This window comes from Sorangium sp. So ce185, assembly GCF_051526825.1.
Classification (GTDB): Bacteria; Myxococcota_A; Polyangia; order Polyangiales; family Polyangiaceae; genus Sorangium; species Sorangium cellulosum_D.
Genome location: NZ_CP150316.1, coordinates 4448482 through 4466787, shown reverse-complemented (window position 1 = coordinate 4466787; position 18306 = coordinate 4448482). Strand labels below are relative to the sequence as shown.

Here is an 18306-nt window from a genome sequence, read left to right as displayed (position 1 = left end):
GCGCTCGCGCCATAGTGCTGCGCACGCGGTGGTTGCGCCGCGGAATGACTGAGGTGAGACGATGAGGCGATGGGCTCGACGGGTGACGGGCGGGATGGTGATGGGGTCGGTCGCCACGGCCGTCGTGCTGGGGATCTGGGCTGGCGGGTGCGTAAGCGCCGAGGCCTGGGATTGCCCCTGGGATCCCGAGCCTGGGATCAAGGAACACCCATGTCTTGTGACGGAGGAGCCCGTGGATGGCGGCGACGGCGCCGACGCGTGCGGCGATGCCGGTGCCGACGCAGGCGACGCCTGCGCGGACGGGGGTGCCGGCGCCGATTTCGACAGCGCGACGGTCCCCGGGCTCGACACCGGCACGCCGGCGGCCTGTCCCGGGCAATGCGTGCCGAGGGAGCCGTTCGGCTGGTCCGAGCCGGCGCTGCTCTGGATCGGCCCGGAGGACCGAGCACCGGACTGCCCCGCCGCGGCGCCCATCGTCGCCTACGAAGGCCGCGCGGACTTCACGGCGGGGGCATCTCGCCCATGCCCGGCGTGCCTGTGCGACCCGCCGGATGCGTCGTGCGAGCTGCCGGCGGCGTGGAGCACCTACGCCAGCTTTCCCTGCGACGTCCCCGGCGCCGCCGAGACGCCGTTCGCTGCTCCCGGAGATTGGGATGGGTCCTGCACCACGGCCGGCGCGATCGCCGCCGGACAGATGTGCGACGGCGCCCTGTGCGCGCAGTCGCTCGCGATCCCGGCCCCCCGCGTGCTCCCGGGGAGCTGCGCGCCGAGGATCGCGGAGGAACCCGAGGAGCCGGAGGAGCCGGAGGAGCCGGAGGAGCCGGAAGGCGCCGGGAGCTTCGCGGTCTTCGCCCGGGCGTGTACCGGCACCGCGTTCGCGCCGTGCGCCGATCCCGGGATGACCTGCACCCCGGCGCCGCCGGCCGGCGAGGCCGCGCCGCCCGAGGGATTCCTGACGTGCATCCACCGCGAAGGAGAGCGGGACTGCCCGGCGACCTACCCGGACCGGCACGTCTTCTACGCGGGCGCCGAGGACACGCGCGGCTGCGCCCCCTGCGGCTGCGCCGAGCCCACCGGGGGCACCTGCAGCGTCCTGGCGTCGGCGTTCAGCGATGATGCGTGCTCTCAGTTCGTCGTCGGCGTGGTGGTGAGCTCCGAGGCGCCGATCTGCACCGGCATCGTTCCCGGGACGGCGCTCGGGAGCAGATCGGCGAGCGTCGTCCGCCTAGAGCCGGGCACTTGCGCGCCGACGGGCGGCGAGCCGACCGGCGGCGTCGCGTTGCTCGGCGCGGCAACGCTCTGCTGCCGCCCTGCGCCGATCCCTGATCCGGTACCTGCCTGAGACAGGTGGACCTGGGCTCTCACGGCGGCGTCCACGCGGAGCCTCATCCACATCCTTCAGCACGCCCGATGCTCTCGGCCCGCGCCCTCCGATCGGCGAACAACCGAGCCCGGATCAGAACGACGCGACGAGATGAAAGGCTCCGGTCTTGGAGGTGACGGCCGCGGACAAATGTTCACCGCCAACGAGATGAAGCGTGGGAGGCGCGAGGTTGGCCACGAGCTCGCCCGTGAGCCGCGCGGCAAGGTCGTACGAGAACGGCACCTCAACGCCGCCTCGTAGCCCGAGCCCCGCGTAGGACCCCAGTGCCTCCCCCGCAACGTTCACCATGCCGAAGTGCCGCACGCGGCCCGCCGTAACGAGGCCGCAGCCGAAGAACCAGGCCACGTGTCCGCACGGGACGACCGAACCGCCGAGCGAGGACACGCCGTAGATCCTCCCCCGATACGGGTCGGTGGCGACCGGCAGGTCCACACGTCCCTCCAGCGACAACGAGAACGCCTTCCATCGGGCCCCCACGACCCCCGAGAACCCGACCGCCGGGGCCGGCGCAAATCCCTCGGTGATCAGCGCCCCCACGCCGAGCTGAAGCCGCAGCCCGGCCAGCGCGGGGCCACGGCGCTCCACCGGCCGCGCCGGCGCGACGGGCCGGCACGGCGGGGCCGGCGCCGCAGCCGGCGCGCGCGGCGGACCCGCGGGCGCCGCTCGCGGGGAGGCCGTCTCCGGCGGCTCCAGCGCGGAGGCTGTCTCCGGCGGCCCCGGCGCTGACGGCGCCGCCTGCGACTGCGCCGGCTCCCGCGCCGGTCGCACCGGCCGCAGCACGATGGCGAGGGCGGTGCCGACGTCCTCCACCAGCGCCCCGCAGGCCGCGCTCGTGAGCTCCTGGCCGCCGAGCCGCCGGCCATCGCCGTCGTACAGCGCGATCTCCCCCAGGAAATGCCGCCCCTTGCGCGCGAGGACCACCTCGACCCGCCGGCCGCCGCCGCCGTCCACGAACGGGTCGGTCCCGCCGAGCTGCGCGGCGACGACGTCCCGGAGCGCCTGCTCCTCGGGGCACCCCTCCGCGCCCGGGCCGCGCGTGTAGGACAGCCGCGCGCCGCCCGGCGGGACCTGACCGAGGGCCGGCGGCGCGGCCAGCACCAGGGACACGGCAAGACTCCACCCGATGGCGTTTAGACGTGGATGGCGCAAGGGACTCCGGTCGAGCGTCAGGCAAGGGCCGCAGGTCGACGGCGAGGGGCCACGGCCGGCTGCGACCTGCCCCGACTGGAATTACGGACCACGCCCCGCATCCGGCAACGGATTTTTCCGGGCCGCGGCGACCCGCCACGCCCGCGCCGGCGGGCGCCGGAGGCCTCGAGGTCTGCCGGACGGGTCGATCACCCGTTCCGGGAGGCCTCCCGGCCTCCCCAGCAGGTCGACAACCTCCGGAAAGAGCCCGATCGGCCCGCGCCACCACGACGGCGACCCGCTCCGGGAAGCCCGGGGGTATCTCCGAGCGCGCTGGCAACCTGCCGACGAACCCCTTCGGTATCTCCGAGCATGCTGGCGACCTGCCGACGAACCCCATCGGTATCTCCGAGCGGGCCGGCAACCCGTCGAGGACCCCTCGAGGCGGGTGGTCCACCCTCGCCCCTCCCCCGCCCCCGCCCTGCTCCGGGATGCAGCCGGCCCATCCGCCCGCGTCAGGCCGGCAGTGCTCACGATTGAACATGAAGGCGGGAAGGCGGAAGGCGGGAAGAAAAGCTCAATACTCTTCCTGCCTTCCCGCCTTCATGGGAGCTCTCTCCGGCCAGATTCGAGCACGACCGTCAGGCCCGCGCTCCAGCACCTCCGTAGATATCCGCTGAGCTGCGCACCGGCGCAGTCGATAGCACGTTAACGACGACAGGCGCGCTGGACGTGGGAGAGGGCGATGCTCATCGTGCCACGATGGACTCAACGTTCGATGCTTCGATCTACGTTCGCGCTCCCATCATCAACATCGCCAATGGCGTGACCCTCGCCAACGCGCTGGTCGCAGCCTGTCCGGAGGCGGCGCCGGAGAACGTCGCCAAGGCGTGTACGAAGCTGAAGGCCGCCGGGGAGGCAGGCCAGAAGGCGCTCACCGCGCGCCGCCGGGTGAACGGCGCCCTGTCCGAGGACGACGTGCGGGGGCTCGACCGGGAGGCCGACGCGAGCTTCGGGGCGCTGCGCATGCGCCTCATCGCGACCTCGATGCTGCCCGAAGCGCGCTTCCCGCAGGCGCGGCGCGCCGGAGAGCTGGTCAACGAGCTCTTCGGCGATGACGGCCTCTCGTTCCTCACGGCCGAGTACTCCGTGCAGAACACGGTCATGGCCTCCATCCTCGCGCACATCGAGGAGGCGGGCCTGAAGCCGGAGCTCGACGCGCTCGCCGGGCCCGAGTTCCTCGAGCAGATCGGCAACGTCCTGCCGCGCTATGACGCGATGGTGCGGGACAAGCTCCAGAAGGAGGCCGCCGCGACATCGAACCTCGCCACGCACGTGCGCGCCATCCAGACGGCCATCGTCAATTACGCGACAAAGGTCGCCGCCATGGTCGACGAGGACGAGCCCGCGACCGTCGAGGCCGTCCGGAAGGCCCTCCGCCCGCTCGACGTGCACCGCGAGGCCGGCGCGCGGCGGTCCCAGGGCGGCGCCAAGGGCGAGGCCGCGAGCGGCGCCAAGGGCGAGGCCGCGAGCGGCGCCCCGCCCACGCCGGCCGCCCCGCCGGCGACCGGCGCGGCCGCCGACGGCGCCGGCGAGCCGGCCTGAAGGGCTGCGCGCGCCGGCAACCAGCAGGCCTGTCCCGGGGAGGAAAGCAGCCGAGGCCCAGATTCCGGGGGTCCAGCGCAGCCAGACCAGCAGGCACTGCGCCGACGCGAGCGGGAAGGTTCGCTGGGCATGCGTACGCGCGACCCCACGACCCGAGCGAACCGGTCGTAGCCCGACGAGAGCACCCTTCGGAGTAGGCGCGCCCGTCAAGAGCTGTTAGGGTCGAGATAACTACTGCCGGGAGGGCCCCTCCGTGTTCGCCCGCATCCCCATCATGCCGCCGCTGATCCAGCGTAAGGCGACCGTCAGCTCCCCGAAGGGGCAGTAAATGGCGAGGAAAAACATGCTGGACGTTCCGCGAGAGGCACCTTCCTTCCCCCTGGTCGCCGCCGAGATGCTCGGGAGCGCGCCGCCGGCCATCGTCACGCAACGCTTCCTCCTGCACGTGGAAACGTGGCGCGCGGAAACGCTCGCCTGGCTCAGCGGTCCCGAGCGAGCCGCGCACCTGTCGGACGGTCTAGCGGAGTTGCTCCGCGCCGTCCTCGGCGATCCGTCCGCGCGCCGGTCGAGGGAAGTGCCTCTCACCGTGACGAGCTATCCCGCGCCGAACGGGAGCGCGGTAGGCCTCGCGGAGCACCGGAGCGCGCTCGACATCCTCGTGTGGCGATCGACGCTCGTCGACTATCTGCAAGACGTCTGGGACGTCATCGGTCCTGCGCTGTTCGAGGTGCAGGAATGCGGGTTCGCCGTCGACATCCTCCTGATGCCGCAGCCGCCTTCCGGAGTGAGGCTGTGCATCGACTGCCTCCAGCCTCTTCCGGCCGACAGCGCCGGGCAAGCCGCGCACTACTTCCACTGCCGCGTCCGAGCCCTGGTCGGCTTCCCGGCGGTGCCCGCCGGAATGTGAAGCACGAGAACGGCTTCGCGAAAGCAGGCGGCGGCGCCGGTCGGCCTTCTCGGCCGCGCGCACGAGCGACGGCGACGTATGGATCGCGGTCGTGATCAGCCATATCGACTGGACGATCGACTACGAGGTGCAGAACATCAACGGATCGCTCATCGCTCCTTGCCCCTGTCGCGCCAGGCGACTGAGGCGGTCGTCCACGATGTTGCCGGGCGTGAAATGGCCGGCGAAGCCGCAGCGCGCCCGGGCAGGGACCCTCTTGGCGCGCAGCAGGGCGACCAGGAGCACCGTGAGCTGGCGGCGGACGCCGACGAGGCGCGTCTCGATCGGCCGCGGCGCCCGCGCCGGGCCCGCGCTCAATCGGCGCACATGAGCTGATCGATGATCTTGAAGGTATCGATGGTCGTGGCGTACGAGGCCTCGGGGTCGTCGGTCGACGTCGACAGCGACATCACGACGACGCGAGAGCCGTCGTCGCTCGCGGCGTTCCGGGTCGAGTACCCGAGCGTGCCTCCGGCGTGGCTCCAGTACCCTCCACCGCAGCTGGTCGGGATCCACATGATGCCGAGGCCATAATCGGTGCCGGGCGCGATCGGGTCGAAGGCAGGCGCCGGGACCGTCTCGTGGAGCTCCGCCATCTGCTCCGGATCGAGCAGCGATCCTTCGGTCAGCGCCCGCCAGAACTTCGCGAGATCCGCGGTGGTCGTGACGAGGGAGCCGGCGGCGCCGGCCATGGTATGGTTCGCGATCGTGACGTCGACGAGCGGCCCGTCGACCTCGTACTGCTGGTACGCCACGGCGTGCGGGGCAGGCAGATCAGGCGCATCGCCGGGATCGAACGTGTGGTCGAGGCCGAGCGGATCGAGGATGCGCGCCTCGACCTCCTCGCTCCAGCGGTTTCCGGTGGCACGCTCGATGATCATGCCGGCGAGCACGTAGTTCGTGTTGGAGTAGTCCCACTCCGTCCCCGGATCGAAGCTCGGCTTGTGTTGCAGGGCGAGCGCCACGAGCTCTTCCGCGTCCATGTGGTCGAGCCGATGCTGCATGTACTCGTCGGCCGAGCGCAGCACGGCCAGGGACGGCTGCGGATCCGGGCCGTCCGGATCGGCCGGACCGATGTAGTCATAGAGGCCGCTCGTGTGCTGAAGTAGCTGGCGGATCGTGATCAGCGAGCCGTCATTGCCGTTGCCCGACACGACGCCGGGCAGCCACTGCTCGACCGTGTCGTCCAGCGACAGCGCGCCCTCGCCGGCGAGCTGCAGCACGACGACGGCGACGAACGTCTTGGTGTTGCTGCCCATCCGGAAGTAGCTGTCGAAGTCGACCGGCGTCTCGCCGTCGCGCTGCGCCACGCCGCTGCGAGCACGGATCCGTCGGTCGCCATCGAGCATCTCCGCATGCACGGCGACGATGCCGCTCGCTTGAATCCTGTCCACCCCGTCCTGGAGCAGCTTGCCGTAGGCCGCGTCGCCCTCCTGGGGAGAGTCGCGCGGGCAACCCGCGACGAGAGATGCCATGCAGAAGAGCGGAATCGAGAGCTTGTTGAGTGCCATGTCCGTGCGTTCCCTCTCGGCTTGGCTCCGTTCAACGGTTTCTACGATTTCGTCGACGTCGCACCATCGCGCAGGCGTATGGCGCGCTGCGGACCGCTGCAGGTGCACGGAAAGTGATTCTGGCGTTGAACGGAGCCAGGTCGAGCGGGAACACACGGCACGGCGCTCGACGTCCGCACGCTCGTCGACGCCCCCGGCGCCGTGGTCATCGCCACCGCAGACCTCGCGCCGTTCAGCCTTTGGCCGTTCCGGTGATTGCGAGGGTAACGAAGATGATCACACAGACTGTCCTTCGGGTGGGGCTCCTCCCCGTGGTGCTCGGGTTCACGGCGTTCGCTGCGGGCTGCCCCGGCGGCGATGACCCGGCCAGCCCTGGCACGAACGGCGATGGAGCCTCGGGCGGCAGCTCGGCGGTCGCATGGGGAAGCTGCCCGGGCGACTTCATCTCCGAGTGCGCCACGGTCGCCCTGCCGCTCGATCCATCGAAGCCTGACGGCGCGACGCTGCCCGTCTTCGTGTCGCGCCACCTCGCGCCGGGCGGCGCGGCGAAGGCGCAGGTCTGGCTCCTGCAAGGCGGCCCCGGCGACTCCGGCAACATGTTCACGGGCTTCATCCAGCAGCTATGGGAGCGCGTGATGCCCGACGTGGACTGGTACGTGCTCGAGCACCGCGGCGTCGGGCTCTCGAGCCGCCTCGAGTGCCCGGTCCAGGAGGACCCGAGCTCGGAGGACGGGGCGGACATCAGCGCGAGCGAGTGGCCCGCCTGCATCCAGGCGTTGAAGGCGCAGTGGGGCGACGATCTCGCGCACTTCACGACGTCGGCCGACGCCGACGACCTGGCGCGCCTCCTCGATCTGACGCGCGAGCACGGCAAGAAGGTGATCCTTTTCGGCGCCTCGTACGGGACGGCGCGCGCGCTGCGCTTCTTGCAGAAATACCCCGAGGCGGTCGACGGCGTGATCCTCGACTCGCTCGCATCGCCGGGCGCGCAGTACCTGTCCTTGTACGATACGCAGTTCGACCCCGTGGTGAAGGAGCTGTCCGCGATCTGCGCCGTCGATCCGGTCTGCGGGGCGAAGCTCGGGCCCGATCCCTGGGCGAAGCTCGACGCGCTCTTCGGCAAGCTCACGGAGGGGCACTGCTCGCAGCTCGGCGTCGACGCCGCGCTGTTCGCGTCGATCGTCCCGGCATTCGCGCAGCTGCGCAGCGTGCGGACGCACCTCTTCCCGCTCGCTTACCGCATCGACCGCTGCGACGCGGGCGACGTGCAGGTGGTCGGCCACTACATGCAGGCGCTGAGCGGTTCCTCCTCGCAGGCCGACGGCGGCGAGCCGCGGCGCTCGGTCGTCCTTGGGACGCACGTGGCCCTCTCCGAGATGTGGGAGGACCCGGCCCCGACCTCGGCCGAGCTCCAGGCGCGCTGCGATGCGCAGCGCTTCTGCCCGGGGGCGGCGCTGGAGATCGGCCAGCTCTACGATGCCTGGCCGCGGTATCCGCACGACCCGTTCTGGAGCGAATGGCCGCGCTCCTCCGTGCCCATCCTGGCGATGAACGGCCTGCTCGACCCGCAGACGCCCATCGGCCTGGCGGAGCTTGCGGCCGACAGGCTGACCGCGCCCCACCAGACGTTCGTGGCGGTGCCCTGGAGCCCGCACGTGGTCACGTTCGAGTCCCCCGTGAAGACCGCCGGTGCGGCGCCCTGCGGCACGCAGATGATGGCGAAGTTCATCGCGGATCCCGAGGCCCCCGTCGATACGACGTGCCTCGACGACCTCGTGCCCGTCACGTGGGACGAGGATCCGGCGGTCGTCGAGGTGCTCTTCGGCACGAAGGACATGTGGGAGAACACGGCTTCGCCCGCCCCCGCGCCGAGGATGGTGGCGCCGGTCGACTGGGCGGCCGTCGCGCGCCTCGTGCGTGAAAGGAGCCTCCGCGTCGAGCGCTGACCCGTAGGAGCTCCTTGCTCTCCCGTGCCGCCATCGCCCGCTCGACGCCAGGTCGCGGATCGGCGCGACGGCGCGGGCTTACGGGGCGACCCGGAGCGTCCTTCGCGCTGCGATCCGGCTTCTTTTACCTACGCGCCCGCGAGCTGGGCGCGATGGGGCTGCTCCGAGTCAGCGCGCGCGCCGGTAGTGCATGGCGACCGCGCCGCAGCGGAACGGCTTCGCCGAGACCAGCTCGAGCCGTCGCGTGCTGGGCAGCCCGCTCTGGTACAGGGTCGGGCCGTGCCCGACGATCCTGGGGTGGACGAGGAACTTGTACTCGTCGATCAAATCCAGCCGGTCCAGCTCGGTCGCGAGCTTGCCGCTACCGAGGAGCACGCCGGCCGGGGTCGCGTCCTTGAGCTTCTGCACGCCCGTGCGCAGGTCGCCGGCGATGTGGTGGCTGTTGGTCCACGGGAAGTCCTTTCGCGTCGACGACACCACGTACTTCGGCTTGGCCTCCAGCTTGACCGCCCACTCGCGGAGCGCCGGGGGCGCCTCTTCGTCGCCGCGGGCGACCGCCGGCCAGGCGCTCTCCATCATCTCGTAGGTGACGCGGCCCCACAGCATCGCCCCGCCCTCGTCCATGAGGCGGGTGAAGAAGGCGTGTGTCTCGTCGTCGGCGATTCCCTCCTGGTGGTCGACGCAGCCGTCCAGGGTGACGTTGATGCTGAAGGTCAAGAGTCCCATGCGGCGAGCCTAACACTCCGCCGCGCCGGCGTCGCGGTGCTTGGCGCGGGCACGGACCGTCACGCTGGCATTGGTCGGGCGCTCGCGCACGGGCTACGGAGCGACGCGGAGCGTCCGCGTCGCCACGAGCGCCCGGCAGAGGGCGATCCGGTCGTCCAGGTCGAGCCCGGGGAGCTCGCGCACGTAGAAGATGCCGTGTCGCGCGATGAACCGCAGCGCGGGCTCGCCCCAGGCGTCGACGCGCACGAGCACCGCGTCGCCGTCGACGAGCTCCGCCTTGCCGCCGCTCAGCCGGACCGACACCTCGCGATCGCGGATCACGCGCCGCGGGCCGCACACCGACGCCGCGTCGTTCCACACCTCGGGCGGCGGCTCGCCGTAAAGGGCGCTGTACGCGGCCGCGAACTCGTCCCACGTCGCCTCCGGGACCGCGTGCGCGACAGGCGCGTTGGCGGGCGCGTGGTGCAGGAAGCGACCGAAGAAGCGCTGGCAGAAATCGGCGTACTCGATGGTGAAGAGGACGAACTGGTGCCAGGCCTCGTCGACGCGCAGCGAGAACATCGGGTAAGCGCGGGTGCGATCGGACTCGACGAGCCAGAGATAGCGCGCGAGCTCGCGGAACAGCGCCTCCGCCTCGCGCTCGGTGGCCACGGTCTTGTTCATGAGCAGCTTGTCGATGACGAACTGCGCCCGGTAGGCAAAGAGATCGGGCCGCCTGCGCGCGCTCGCCGTCACCACATCGGTTTGCATGGGTTGCATGGTCAGTTCTCCTGGGCTGCGAAGGGCTGAAACGTCCCCCAGTCGACGAGCGCGCGGGCCAGCGCGAGCTGCTCCGCCTCGGCGAGGCCGGGGATGTCGCGGGGCCTGAGCTCGCGCGCCGCCGCGAGCGCGCGGAGCGCGGGCTCGCCCCACGCCTCGACCCGCACGAGGAGCTGCGCGCGCTCGCCGCAGCGCGCGCGGAGCTCGGCGCGGCCCGCGATCCGGACGACGTCGAGGTCCACGCCCGGCCAGCGGCGCACGAGCGCGGCGCGGGCGTCGAGCTCCTCGGGCCGGCCGAGCGCGCGGGCGGCGCGCGCGCGGGTGCCGGCGTCGCCGCGGGCGTGGAGGCGCGCGAGGAGCGCGGCGGCCCGCGGGCCGCGCTGCGCGAGGGCGTCGACCTGCGCCCGGCGGACGCACTCCCGCTCGTGCGCGAGGAGCGCCGCCGAGAGCGCGTCGCCCGCGGCGGCGGGCCGCGGCGCCGCCGGGGTCAGCCCCTCGACGGGGCCCACCTGCGCCTCGAGCACCGGGCCGTCGCTCGGGCCGAACAGGTGCAGCGAGATCGACCAGCGCGCGGTCGGGTTGCGCGGGTCGTGGATGCACGGCCCGTAGATGTGGCCGACCCGGCCCGCCTCCGCGGAGAACAGGCGCTTCGGCACGAGCCGCCGCGCGCGGGCCGTCGCGTCCCAGTCGAAGGTCGCGACGTCGAGCGCGTTGTGGAGCACCGCCGTGACCGTCCAGTCCGAATGCTCGTGCGCGCCGGCCGCGCGCCCGGGCCGCCAGTACGCGAACGCGACGCGGACGCCGACCTCGGGGACCACGTGGAACGGCGCGAGCTCCGGCGCGCCGTCCCGGCGCTCGATCTCGAGCGCGAGGAGCTCCAGCGGGAGCTCGTCGTCCGAGAGCCCGGCCCGGACCGCGCCCTCGATCGCGCGCACGTGGTCGCGCGGCGGGCGGGCGTGGCCGTCGGACCGCGGGAAATCGAGCTGCCCGAAGAGGGCGGTGAGCTCGGCGAGCCTCATGGCGCGATCCGGAGGAAGTCGCCCTTCACGAGCGGACGGCAGAGCGCGACGCGCTCCGGGTCGTCGAGGCCGGGGAGCTCGCGGACGTAGAAGTGATCGCAGTCGACGATGAACTGCAGGGCGTCCTTCGCCCACGCATCGATGCGCAGGAGGACGCGCGGCGGCTCCAGCGACCACACGAGATCCGCCCTCCCCTCCTCGACCCGCACGAAGATGGGCCGGCCGAACTTGACGCGGATGAGGCGCGTGTCGGGCGTCACGGCGAGCTCGTCCCGCCACGCCGGGGAGATGGGCCCGAAGAGCGCCTCGTACTCGGCGCGGTACGCGTCGAAGGTCATCTCGGGGCGCGCGCCGAGCTCGCCGCGAGGGGCGGTGTTGGCGGTGTGGTGCACGAACTCGCCGAAGAAGCGGTGGCCGAACGCCGCGTACTCCTCGGTGAAGAGCACGAACTGGTGCCAGACCTCGTCGATCCTCCGGGAGAACATGGGGACTTGCCGGGTCCGGTCCGCCCTGCAGACGAAGATGTACTTCTTCACCTCGTCGAAGAGCCGCGCCGCCTCCTCGCAGGAAGAAGCCATCCGGTCCTTGACCAGCTTCTCTTCGAGCCACGGCGCACGGAACGAGAGCAGCTCGGGGATCATGGATGTGTCCATCGCCTGTGGCTCATTGCCAGTTTCATGCCCGCCTCCGCGCGCCGCGCGCGGGGGACCCTGCGCACCGCGAGGGAACATCGATTCCCGACGCGCTTCCCCAATTGGGAAACGGGTTGCTCAACGAAGGCCGCCGCCCTGCGAAAACAGGCCCCCGCCGCGCGGGAACAGCGGCCTTTGCTGCGCAGAGACGGCGGTGGCACGGCCGCTGCAATAGCCCATGTCGCGGGACGACGAGTCCGCAACCGAAATAACCAACCGAGCTACGGAGCAATCACCATGAACGAGCAGATCAAGGTCGAGGTCGAGGTCGAGACGAAGCAGGAGACCGTCGAGGAGCGCCCTGCGCGCCTGACGGTGGAGGTCCCCACGGAGCTCCAGGCTGGCGTGGGACCGGCCGTCTGTACCTGCCCGCCCGGCTGCTGCTGCTGAACCGCCCGCGAGGGGCCGGGGGCCGCACCCCGCGGCGACCGGCCCCTCGATCCTGACGATACGACCGCGGAGGCCCGCGCTGCGAGGAGCAGCGGCGGGCCTTTCGCGTTTGGCACGCGAGAGAGGCGGCGAAGCGAAGGCCCGCGCGGGCCGCTCCTCGGGCCGTCGCGCGGGCCGGAGCTGGTCAGGGGTGCGCGATGACGACCAGCGCCGGGGCCCGCTCGAGCACGGCGCCCACGCAGTCGCGGGCGGTGAGCGGATCCAGGGCGCCGAAGCTCTCGTCGAGGATGACCGCGTCCGCGCGCTGGAGCAGCGCGCGCGCCAAAAACAGCCGGCTCCGCTCGCCGTGCGACAGCTGCCACCCCGTCTCGCCGACGACCTGATCGAGCCCCGACGGCATGCGATCGAGCAGCGGGCCCAGGCCGAGCTTGCGGCACACGAGCTCCGCCTCCCGCCGGTCCTCCGGCGACGCAGGCCACGCGCGGCCCATCAGCAGGTTGAACGCGAGCGTCCCGGAGAGCACGTGGTTGTCGTGGAACTGCGGCGCGCTCGCGACGCGGCTGCGCCACGCGGCCCCGCCCAGCGTCCGCCGATCGAGGCCGCGGAGGAGCACGAGGCCCGACGACGGGGCGTGGAGGCCGCTGAGCACCGCCGCGAGCGTCGACTTGCCGCCCCCGGAGCGCCCCTCGAGCAGCAGCCGGTCGCCCTTCGCGAGGACCAGACCGCAGTCGCGCAGCACGGGCTCGGCGCGCTCGCCGCCGTAGCGGAACGAGACGCCCCGCGCCTCGAGCACGACGTCCGACGCCGCGGGGCGCCCGAGCACGGCCTGCGGGATCCCGGGCGGCTCGCGGGCCTCGGCCGCCGCGAAGAGCCGCGCGATCGAGCGCCACGAGACGGCGGCGGAGAGGAGCGCGCCGAGGCTCGTCGCCAGCGTCGCGAACGCCGCCTGCGCCTGCAGGATGCCGCCCGTGGCGACCACGAGCGGGCCGACGCTCACCCCCGCGAGGACCGCAGGGACGAGGCCGAGCAGCCCGAGCGCGAGCCACCCGCGCGCCGGGAGCGACGCGAGGAGATCGCCCACGCGGTCCATCGCGCGCGAGGCGGCGTGGTAGCGCTCGAGCACCGCGTCCTCCTCCGCGTGATGGAGGTGCGGGGCCTGCTGGGCGACGCGCGTGCGGTGGCCGACGACGTTCTCGACGAAGCCGCTCGTGATCGCGAACCGCTCGCGCGTCCACGCCGCCCGCCGCCCGGCGAACCGGCGGGCGAGCAGCGCCACGGAGGCCGTCCACCCGGCGAGCAGCGCGACGTGGAGGCCGCCGCCGGCGCCGGCGGAGAGGACCAGCGCGGCGCTCGCGAGCTGCACGAGCGCGACGACCGCGCCGAGCGCGCCGCCGAGGCCCGCGGTCTCGACGGCCTCGGACTCGGAGACCATGGCGAGGAGCTCGCCCGAGCCGCGCGCGCGGATCGCGGCCGGATCGAGGCGGAGCGCGCCGCAGAGCAGGCGCTGCTTGAGGAGCGCGGCGACGTCGATCGTGAGCAGCCCCCCGGTCCAGGAGGCGAACAGCTGCACGAGGATGGCCGAGAGCGACAGGAGCACCCACGCGAGCAGCCAGCCGGGCTGCACGGCACCGTCGAGCGCGCCCGCGCCGATCAGCCACCAGGCGAGCACCCCGAGGGCGATCTGCGCGGCGGCGGCGGCGAGGAAGAGCGCGCCGCGGCGGAGCGCGCCGCGCATCGAGAGCAGGCGCCGGAAGCTCGATCCGGGATCGGGGCGGAGCAGCCACATGCCCTCGATGGGGCGGTCCGCGACGAGCTGGGCGAGGAGCTCGGCGCGCGCCCGCGCGGCGCGCCGCGGCGGGATCTGCGCGGCGGCGAGCCACTTGTCGACGTGCGACGCGGGGCGGTCCTCGAGGTGGGCGGAGAGCGCCCGGCGCACGGCCTCCAGCGGGATCCGCGCCTGCGTGAGCGCCGGCGTCAGCACCGTGAGGCCCCGGGGGCCCGCGGAGACCACCGCGAGGTAGCCGCGTTCGAGGCGGACGATCGAGGGGCCGAGCGACGCGATCGCGCGCGGCAGGTCGGCGAAGCTCGACTGGACCGCCTCCGCCTCGATGCCCATGCAGCCCGCGTACGCCTCGATCCACGCGGTGGGGTCGCCGTCGGGCGGCGCGCCCGGCGACGGCGCCGCGCCGCTCGCGAGCCCGCACGCGGCCGTGAGCGCGCTCATCGCGTGCCCGAGCGCGGAGGGCTGCCACGCCACCTCGGCCAGCGCCGCCGCCGCCCGCGCGGCCTCGTTCGAGCTCGTGTCCGTCGCCTTCATGCTGCCCCCTCGGTGAGCCGGCCGCTCTCCATGGTCGCGCTCCGGAAGCGCCCCTTCGACCAGACCTCGTCGCGCGCCCGCGCGTCCGCCTCGGCGAGCGCGCGGTAGCGGCTCCGCGGGTCGTCCATGAGGGCGCGCGGCGCGCCGTCCTCCACCACCCTGCCCCCCTCGACCACGAGCACGCGATCGAAGCCGAGCGTGTCCATCACGTCGTGGCTGACGAACACCAGCGTCGCGCGCGCCCAGCGCTCGCGCGCGCGGGCGAGGAGCGCCCGGCGCCGCTCGCGCTCGAGCCCGCGGAACGGCTCGTCGAGGAGCACGAGGCGCGCGTCGGCCTTCATCAGCGCCCGGGCGAGGCGGACGCGCTGCCCCTGCCCGCCCGACAGCCGCGCGCCCCCCTCGCCGATGGCCGAGAGGAGGCCGTCGGGCAGGGTCTCGAGCACGCCGGTGAGATCGGCCTGGCCCATCGCGAGGGGCACGCGCGCGAGGGCGTCGCCGGCGTGGCCGAAGGTGATGTTCTCGAGGAGCGTGCGGTTCCAGAGCTGGACGGCCGGGTCGACCCACGCCGTCGCGCGGCGCAGGCGCGCGACCGCCGCGTCGTCGAACGGCTGCCCGTCGACGAGCACCTCCCCCCGGGACGCCCGGAGCCACCCGAGCAAGAGCGAGAGCAGCGACGACTTCCCCGCGCCGGACGTGCCCACGATGGCGACGTGCGACCCCGCCGCGAGGCTCAGCGAGACGTCGGACAGGAGCGTGTGCCCCCCGGCCTGCACGCTGACGCCGCGGAGATCGATCGACGCGGCGCCCGGCGCGGCGGCGCCTCCGTCCTCGGGGGCGGGCGCGCGGGGGAGGTCCATCTCCGGGGCCGCGAGCGGCGCGAAGAGGCGCACGGAGGCGTTGCGCACGTTCTTCCAGCCGACGAGCGCGGCGACGAGCTCCTGCGCCACGACGGGGAGCCGCAGCGACCAGAACACGAGCAGGAGCAGCGCCGCGGGCGGGCCGCCGGAGGCGACGTAGCCGCCGACGATCGCGACCGCCACGGCGGTGCTCGCGAGCCCCTGGACGGCCTGCATGGCGGTGGCCTGGGCGTGCGCGAGGCGGCCGGTCCGCGCCCACTCGACGAGCAGCGCCTCGTGCTCGCGCCGCACGGCGCGCTCGGCGCCGTGGACGCGGATGGGCACCGCGCCGAGCAGCGCGTCGAGGTAGAACCGCTCGAGCGACGCGGCGTGCGTGCGCAGGCGCATGAGGCTCTCGACGAGCGGCCTGCGCGCGAGGTACGGGGCCGCGAGCGCGACCGCCGCCGCGACGAGCGAGAGCCACGCGCCGCCCGGGTACAGCCAGAGGACGCCGACGAGCGTCGCGACGAACGAGAGCGCCGCGCGCGCGATGCGCGAGAAGAGCGCCGGCGCCTCGCGCATCAGGTGCATCGCGTGGCCGCGCGCGGTCATGTCCGAGGTGGGCCGGCTGCGCAGGTAGCGGTCCTCGAGCCGCGGCAGCTTCTCGAGGAAGGCGGCCCGGAAGCGCACCTCGAGGGCGCGCCCGAGGCGCGAGACGGCGTGGGCCGCGAACAGCTCGAGCAGGAGGGCCCCGGCGGCGAACGCGACGAGGGCGAGGAGCCCGAGCGCGCGCTGGTACTCGACGGTGACGTGCTTCACGGCGTCGAACAGCCCGCGCAGGACGACCACGTCGATCGCCGCGATCGCCGCGCTCGCCGCGAGGGCCACCCCGACCAGGGCGAGGGCCCGGCCCGCGTCGGCGCGGAGCATCGACAGGAAGAGGCGCGCGGGCGACGGCGTGGGCCGCTCGAGCTCGCGGCGGACGGGCGCCGGGAGCACCGCGGCCGCGACCGCGCGCGGCGCCTGCTCGACCGGCGGGGCCGCCGGGGCGGCGCTGCCGCGGTAGCTCGGCGGGGCCGGCGGCGCGGCCGGGCGCGCGGCGCCGGCGGGGGCGCGGGCGGGCGCGGGGGCGCGGGCGGCGACGTGGACGATGACGGCGCCGTGCACGAGGAGCTTGCCCGGCGCCTTGCCCTCCGTGGCCCAGAAGAACCCCTTCGGGATGGCGCCCGCCTCCCCGGCGAGCGCGCGGTCGAAGACGCCCTCGAGCACGCGCTGCGCCTCGCCCCCGCGCGCGATCGCGCCGCCCCGGACGAGGCGCGCGGCCATCCGCACGGCGGCGTCGAGCGCCGCGAACGAGCGCCACCCCGGGTCGGCGTCGGCGCGCGCGATGAGCGCCTCCCCGCGCGCGCCCAGCGCCCGGAGCTTCGCGCGGAGCGGGGCGAGCGCGTCCTCGGACGACGCCCACCGCCGGAACCGCTCGATCGAGATCGGGATCGGGAAGTGCGGCATGTCCTCCAGGAAGCGCTCCGCGCGCACCCAGCGGCGCCCGCTGCTCGGGTCGAGGATCTGCACGAACGGCCCGAGCCGGCGCCAGACGACGAGGAAGTGGAGCGCGTCGCCCGCGCCGCGCTTGACCACGATCGCGGGCAGGCAGTCGGCCTCGGGCAGGAGGAAGCTGTCGTGCGGGACCACCATTTCGGCGGTCGCGAGCCCGAGCTCCTGCCCGAGCGCGGCGAGCGCGTCGATCGACGTCCCGTCGACGTCGGTCTGGCAGCGGTCGCGGAGCCACTCGTAGTGCACCTCCACGCCGAACCCCTGGAGCACCGCCTTGAGCGCGGCGGGGCCGCAGTCCATGAGCGACGTCTGCAGCACCTCGGGGACGAGGAAGGCGCGCTTCATCGCGGGCCTCCCGGCGCCACGGCGCGCAGGAGGAGCGTCCACGGGGAGACGCGCTCCACCTCGACCTCGGTGGTCCCCGGCATCCCGTGCTGCACCGGGATCGACGCGGCGCTGTCCGGCCGCACGAGGAGCTCGACGCGGATGGCGCCGTCGAACGGCTCGCTGGCGACGTGAGAGACCTCGCCCTCGAGCATGCCGAACTGCGTCCACGCGAACCCGTCGAGGCGCATCCGCGCCTTCTGCCCGGGGACGATGCGCCCGACCGCGTCGGACGGCGCGAAGAGCGCGACCGCGTGCACGTCCTCGCCCGGGACGACCGTCGCCACGAGGTCGCCGGGCTTGAGCACGTCGCCCGCCTGGAGCGCGGCGATGTTGCCGAGCTTGCCCGCGATGGGCGCGCGGATCTTGCGCCGCTCGATCTGCGCGAGCGCCGTGTGGACCGCGGCCTCGGCCGCCCGCTGCTCGGCCACGAGGTCGCCGAGCGCGCGCTCGAGCTCGGCGAGGTGGGCCGCCGCCTGCCGCTCGTCGTGGCGCCGCGCGACCGACAGCCGGTGGAGATCGGCGCGCGCCCCCTCGGCCTTGAGGAGCTCGTCGGCGGCGCGGGTCTTCGCGTCCAGGTGATCGGCGGTCGACGCGAGCCGCTCGTCGTGCAGCCGCTCGGAGATGGCGCGGAGCTCCTCGCCGTGCGCGGCGGAGAGGTCGCGCTGGCGCAGGTCGATCCGGGCGCGCGCGATCGACGCGTCGGAGAGCTTCTCCTGCAACGCGCGCACCTCCTCCTCGACGGCGATCTGGCGCCGCAGCGCCTCGAGCTTCGGCGCGAGCACGGCCACCCGCGTGCGCTCCTCCTCCAGGCGCTTCTCCTCGACGGACGCGTCGAGCTCGACGAGCACCTCGCCCGGCGCCACGTCGCGCCCGAGCTCCACCCGGACGACCGCCACGCGCCCGGCCTCGGCGGCGGCCACGCGGTGCGCCATCCGGCTGACCTCCAGGCGCGCCTTCGCGGTCGTGGCGTAGACCGACACGCGCGCCGCGTGCATCCAGGCCGCCCAGGCGCCGAGGACGGCGAGGGTCGCGGCGAGGCGGAGCCAGGTCCGCGCGCCGCGCTCGAGCTCGAGCGACCGCATCGTGCGGTGGAACGGGGAGGCCAC

General features: G+C 73.7%; 15 protein-coding genes. 5 read left to right on the top strand and 10 right to left on the bottom strand.

The genetic code is table 11. The features are described from left to right. The first annotated feature begins 61 nt into the window (after nucleotides 1–61). On the top strand, nucleotides 62–1342 hold the full coding sequence (locus tag WMF26_RS16540; RefSeq protein ID WP_438001114.1) for a hypothetical protein: 1281 nt from the start codon (nucleotides 62–64) through the stop codon (nucleotides 1340–1342). Between the two features lie 114 nt (nucleotides 1343–1456). Here WMF26_RS16540 and WMF26_RS16535 read toward each other — a convergent pair whose 3' ends face one another. Then, nucleotides 1457–2491, bottom strand: coding sequence for a hypothetical protein (locus WMF26_RS16535; protein ID WP_438001113.1), 1035 nt, complete (start codon nucleotides 2489–2491; stop codon nucleotides 1457–1459). A 783-nt stretch (nucleotides 2492–3274) separates the two neighbouring features. Between WMF26_RS16535 and WMF26_RS16530 the strand changes: the two genes are divergently transcribed. Beyond that, nucleotides 3275–4117: a hypothetical protein gene (locus tag WMF26_RS16530; protein ID WP_438001112.1), complete on the top strand. Its 843-nt coding sequence runs from the start codon at nucleotides 3275–3277 to the stop codon at nucleotides 4115–4117. 343 nt (nucleotides 4118–4460) lie between these two features. Next, nucleotides 4461–5024 carry a hypothetical protein gene (locus tag WMF26_RS16525; protein WP_438001111.1) on the top strand — a complete coding sequence of 188 codons (564 nt, stop codon included), beginning with the start codon at nucleotides 4461–4463 and terminating at the stop codon, nucleotides 5022–5024. Nucleotides 5025–5144: 120 nt separating this feature from the next. Here WMF26_RS16525 and WMF26_RS16520 read toward each other — a convergent pair whose 3' ends face one another. Both WMF26_RS16520 and WMF26_RS16515 read right to left on the bottom strand, forming a co-directional pair. Next, entirely contained in the window at nucleotides 5145–5390 is a 246-nt protein-coding gene (locus WMF26_RS16520; RefSeq protein ID WP_438001110.1) for a hypothetical protein, read from the bottom strand. Continuing rightward, nucleotides 5378–6574, bottom strand: a complete 1197-nt coding sequence (locus WMF26_RS16515; protein WP_438001109.1) for a serine hydrolase domain-containing protein — start codon at nucleotides 6572–6574, stop codon at nucleotides 5378–5380. Before WMF26_RS16515 ends, WMF26_RS16520 begins: the two co-directional genes overlap by 13 nt. A 272-nt stretch (nucleotides 6575–6846) precedes the next feature. Between WMF26_RS16515 and WMF26_RS16510 the strand changes: the two genes are divergently transcribed. Continuing rightward, complete coding sequence (locus WMF26_RS16510) at nucleotides 6847–8520, top strand: alpha/beta hydrolase (RefSeq protein ID WP_438001108.1); 1674 nt, start codon at nucleotides 6847–6849, stop codon at nucleotides 8518–8520. A 168-nt stretch (nucleotides 8521–8688) separates the two neighbouring features. Here the strand turns inward: WMF26_RS16510 and WMF26_RS16505 are convergent, their stop codons facing one another. From WMF26_RS16505 to WMF26_RS16490, 4 genes are all read right to left on the bottom strand, one after another. After that, entirely contained in the window at nucleotides 8689–9246 is a 558-nt protein-coding gene (locus WMF26_RS16505; RefSeq protein ID WP_438001107.1) for a dihydrofolate reductase family protein, read from the bottom strand. Nucleotides 9247–9339: 93 nt separating this feature from the next. Further along, nucleotides 9340–10005 (bottom strand): glycine-rich domain-containing protein, encoded by a 666-nt coding sequence (locus tag WMF26_RS16500; protein WP_438001106.1) that lies wholly within the window; start codon nucleotides 10003–10005, stop codon nucleotides 9340–9342. 2 nt (nucleotides 10006–10007) lie between these two features. Continuing rightward, on the bottom strand, nucleotides 10008–11024 hold the full coding sequence (locus WMF26_RS16495; RefSeq protein WP_438001105.1) for a hypothetical protein: 1017 nt from the start codon (nucleotides 11022–11024) through the stop codon (nucleotides 10008–10010). Beyond that, complete coding sequence (locus tag WMF26_RS16490; RefSeq protein ID WP_437337964.1) at nucleotides 11021–11677, bottom strand: hypothetical protein; 657 nt, start codon at nucleotides 11675–11677, stop codon at nucleotides 11021–11023. The genes WMF26_RS16495 and WMF26_RS16490 overlap by 4 nt, the downstream gene beginning before the upstream one ends. A gap of 276 nt (nucleotides 11678–11953) precedes the next feature. On the opposite strand from WMF26_RS16490, the gene WMF26_RS16485 reads away from it, so the two are divergent. Then, nucleotides 11954–12106 carry a hypothetical protein gene (locus WMF26_RS16485; protein ID WP_165374012.1) on the top strand — a complete coding sequence of 51 codons (153 nt, stop codon included), beginning with the start codon at nucleotides 11954–11956 and terminating at the stop codon, nucleotides 12104–12106. 184 nt (nucleotides 12107–12290) lie between these two features. Here WMF26_RS16485 and WMF26_RS16480 read toward each other — a convergent pair whose 3' ends face one another. From WMF26_RS16480 to WMF26_RS16470, 3 genes are read right to left on the bottom strand one after another with little or no spacing between them, the layout of a single operon-like run. Beyond that, nucleotides 12291–14423 carry an ATP-binding cassette domain-containing protein gene (locus tag WMF26_RS16480; protein WP_438001104.1) on the bottom strand — a complete coding sequence of 711 codons (2133 nt, stop codon included), beginning with the start codon at nucleotides 14421–14423 and terminating at the stop codon, nucleotides 12291–12293. Beyond that, nucleotides 14420–17158 carry an ATP-binding cassette domain-containing protein gene (locus tag WMF26_RS16475; RefSeq protein WP_438001103.1) on the bottom strand — a complete coding sequence of 913 codons (2739 nt, stop codon included), beginning with the start codon at nucleotides 17156–17158 and terminating at the stop codon, nucleotides 14420–14422. The genes WMF26_RS16480 and WMF26_RS16475 overlap by 4 nt, the downstream gene beginning before the upstream one ends. Beyond that, nucleotides 17155–18306, bottom strand: coding sequence for an HlyD family secretion protein (locus tag WMF26_RS16470; protein WP_061627079.1), 1152 nt, complete (start codon nucleotides 18304–18306; stop codon nucleotides 17155–17157). Before WMF26_RS16470 ends, WMF26_RS16475 begins: the two co-directional genes overlap by 4 nt.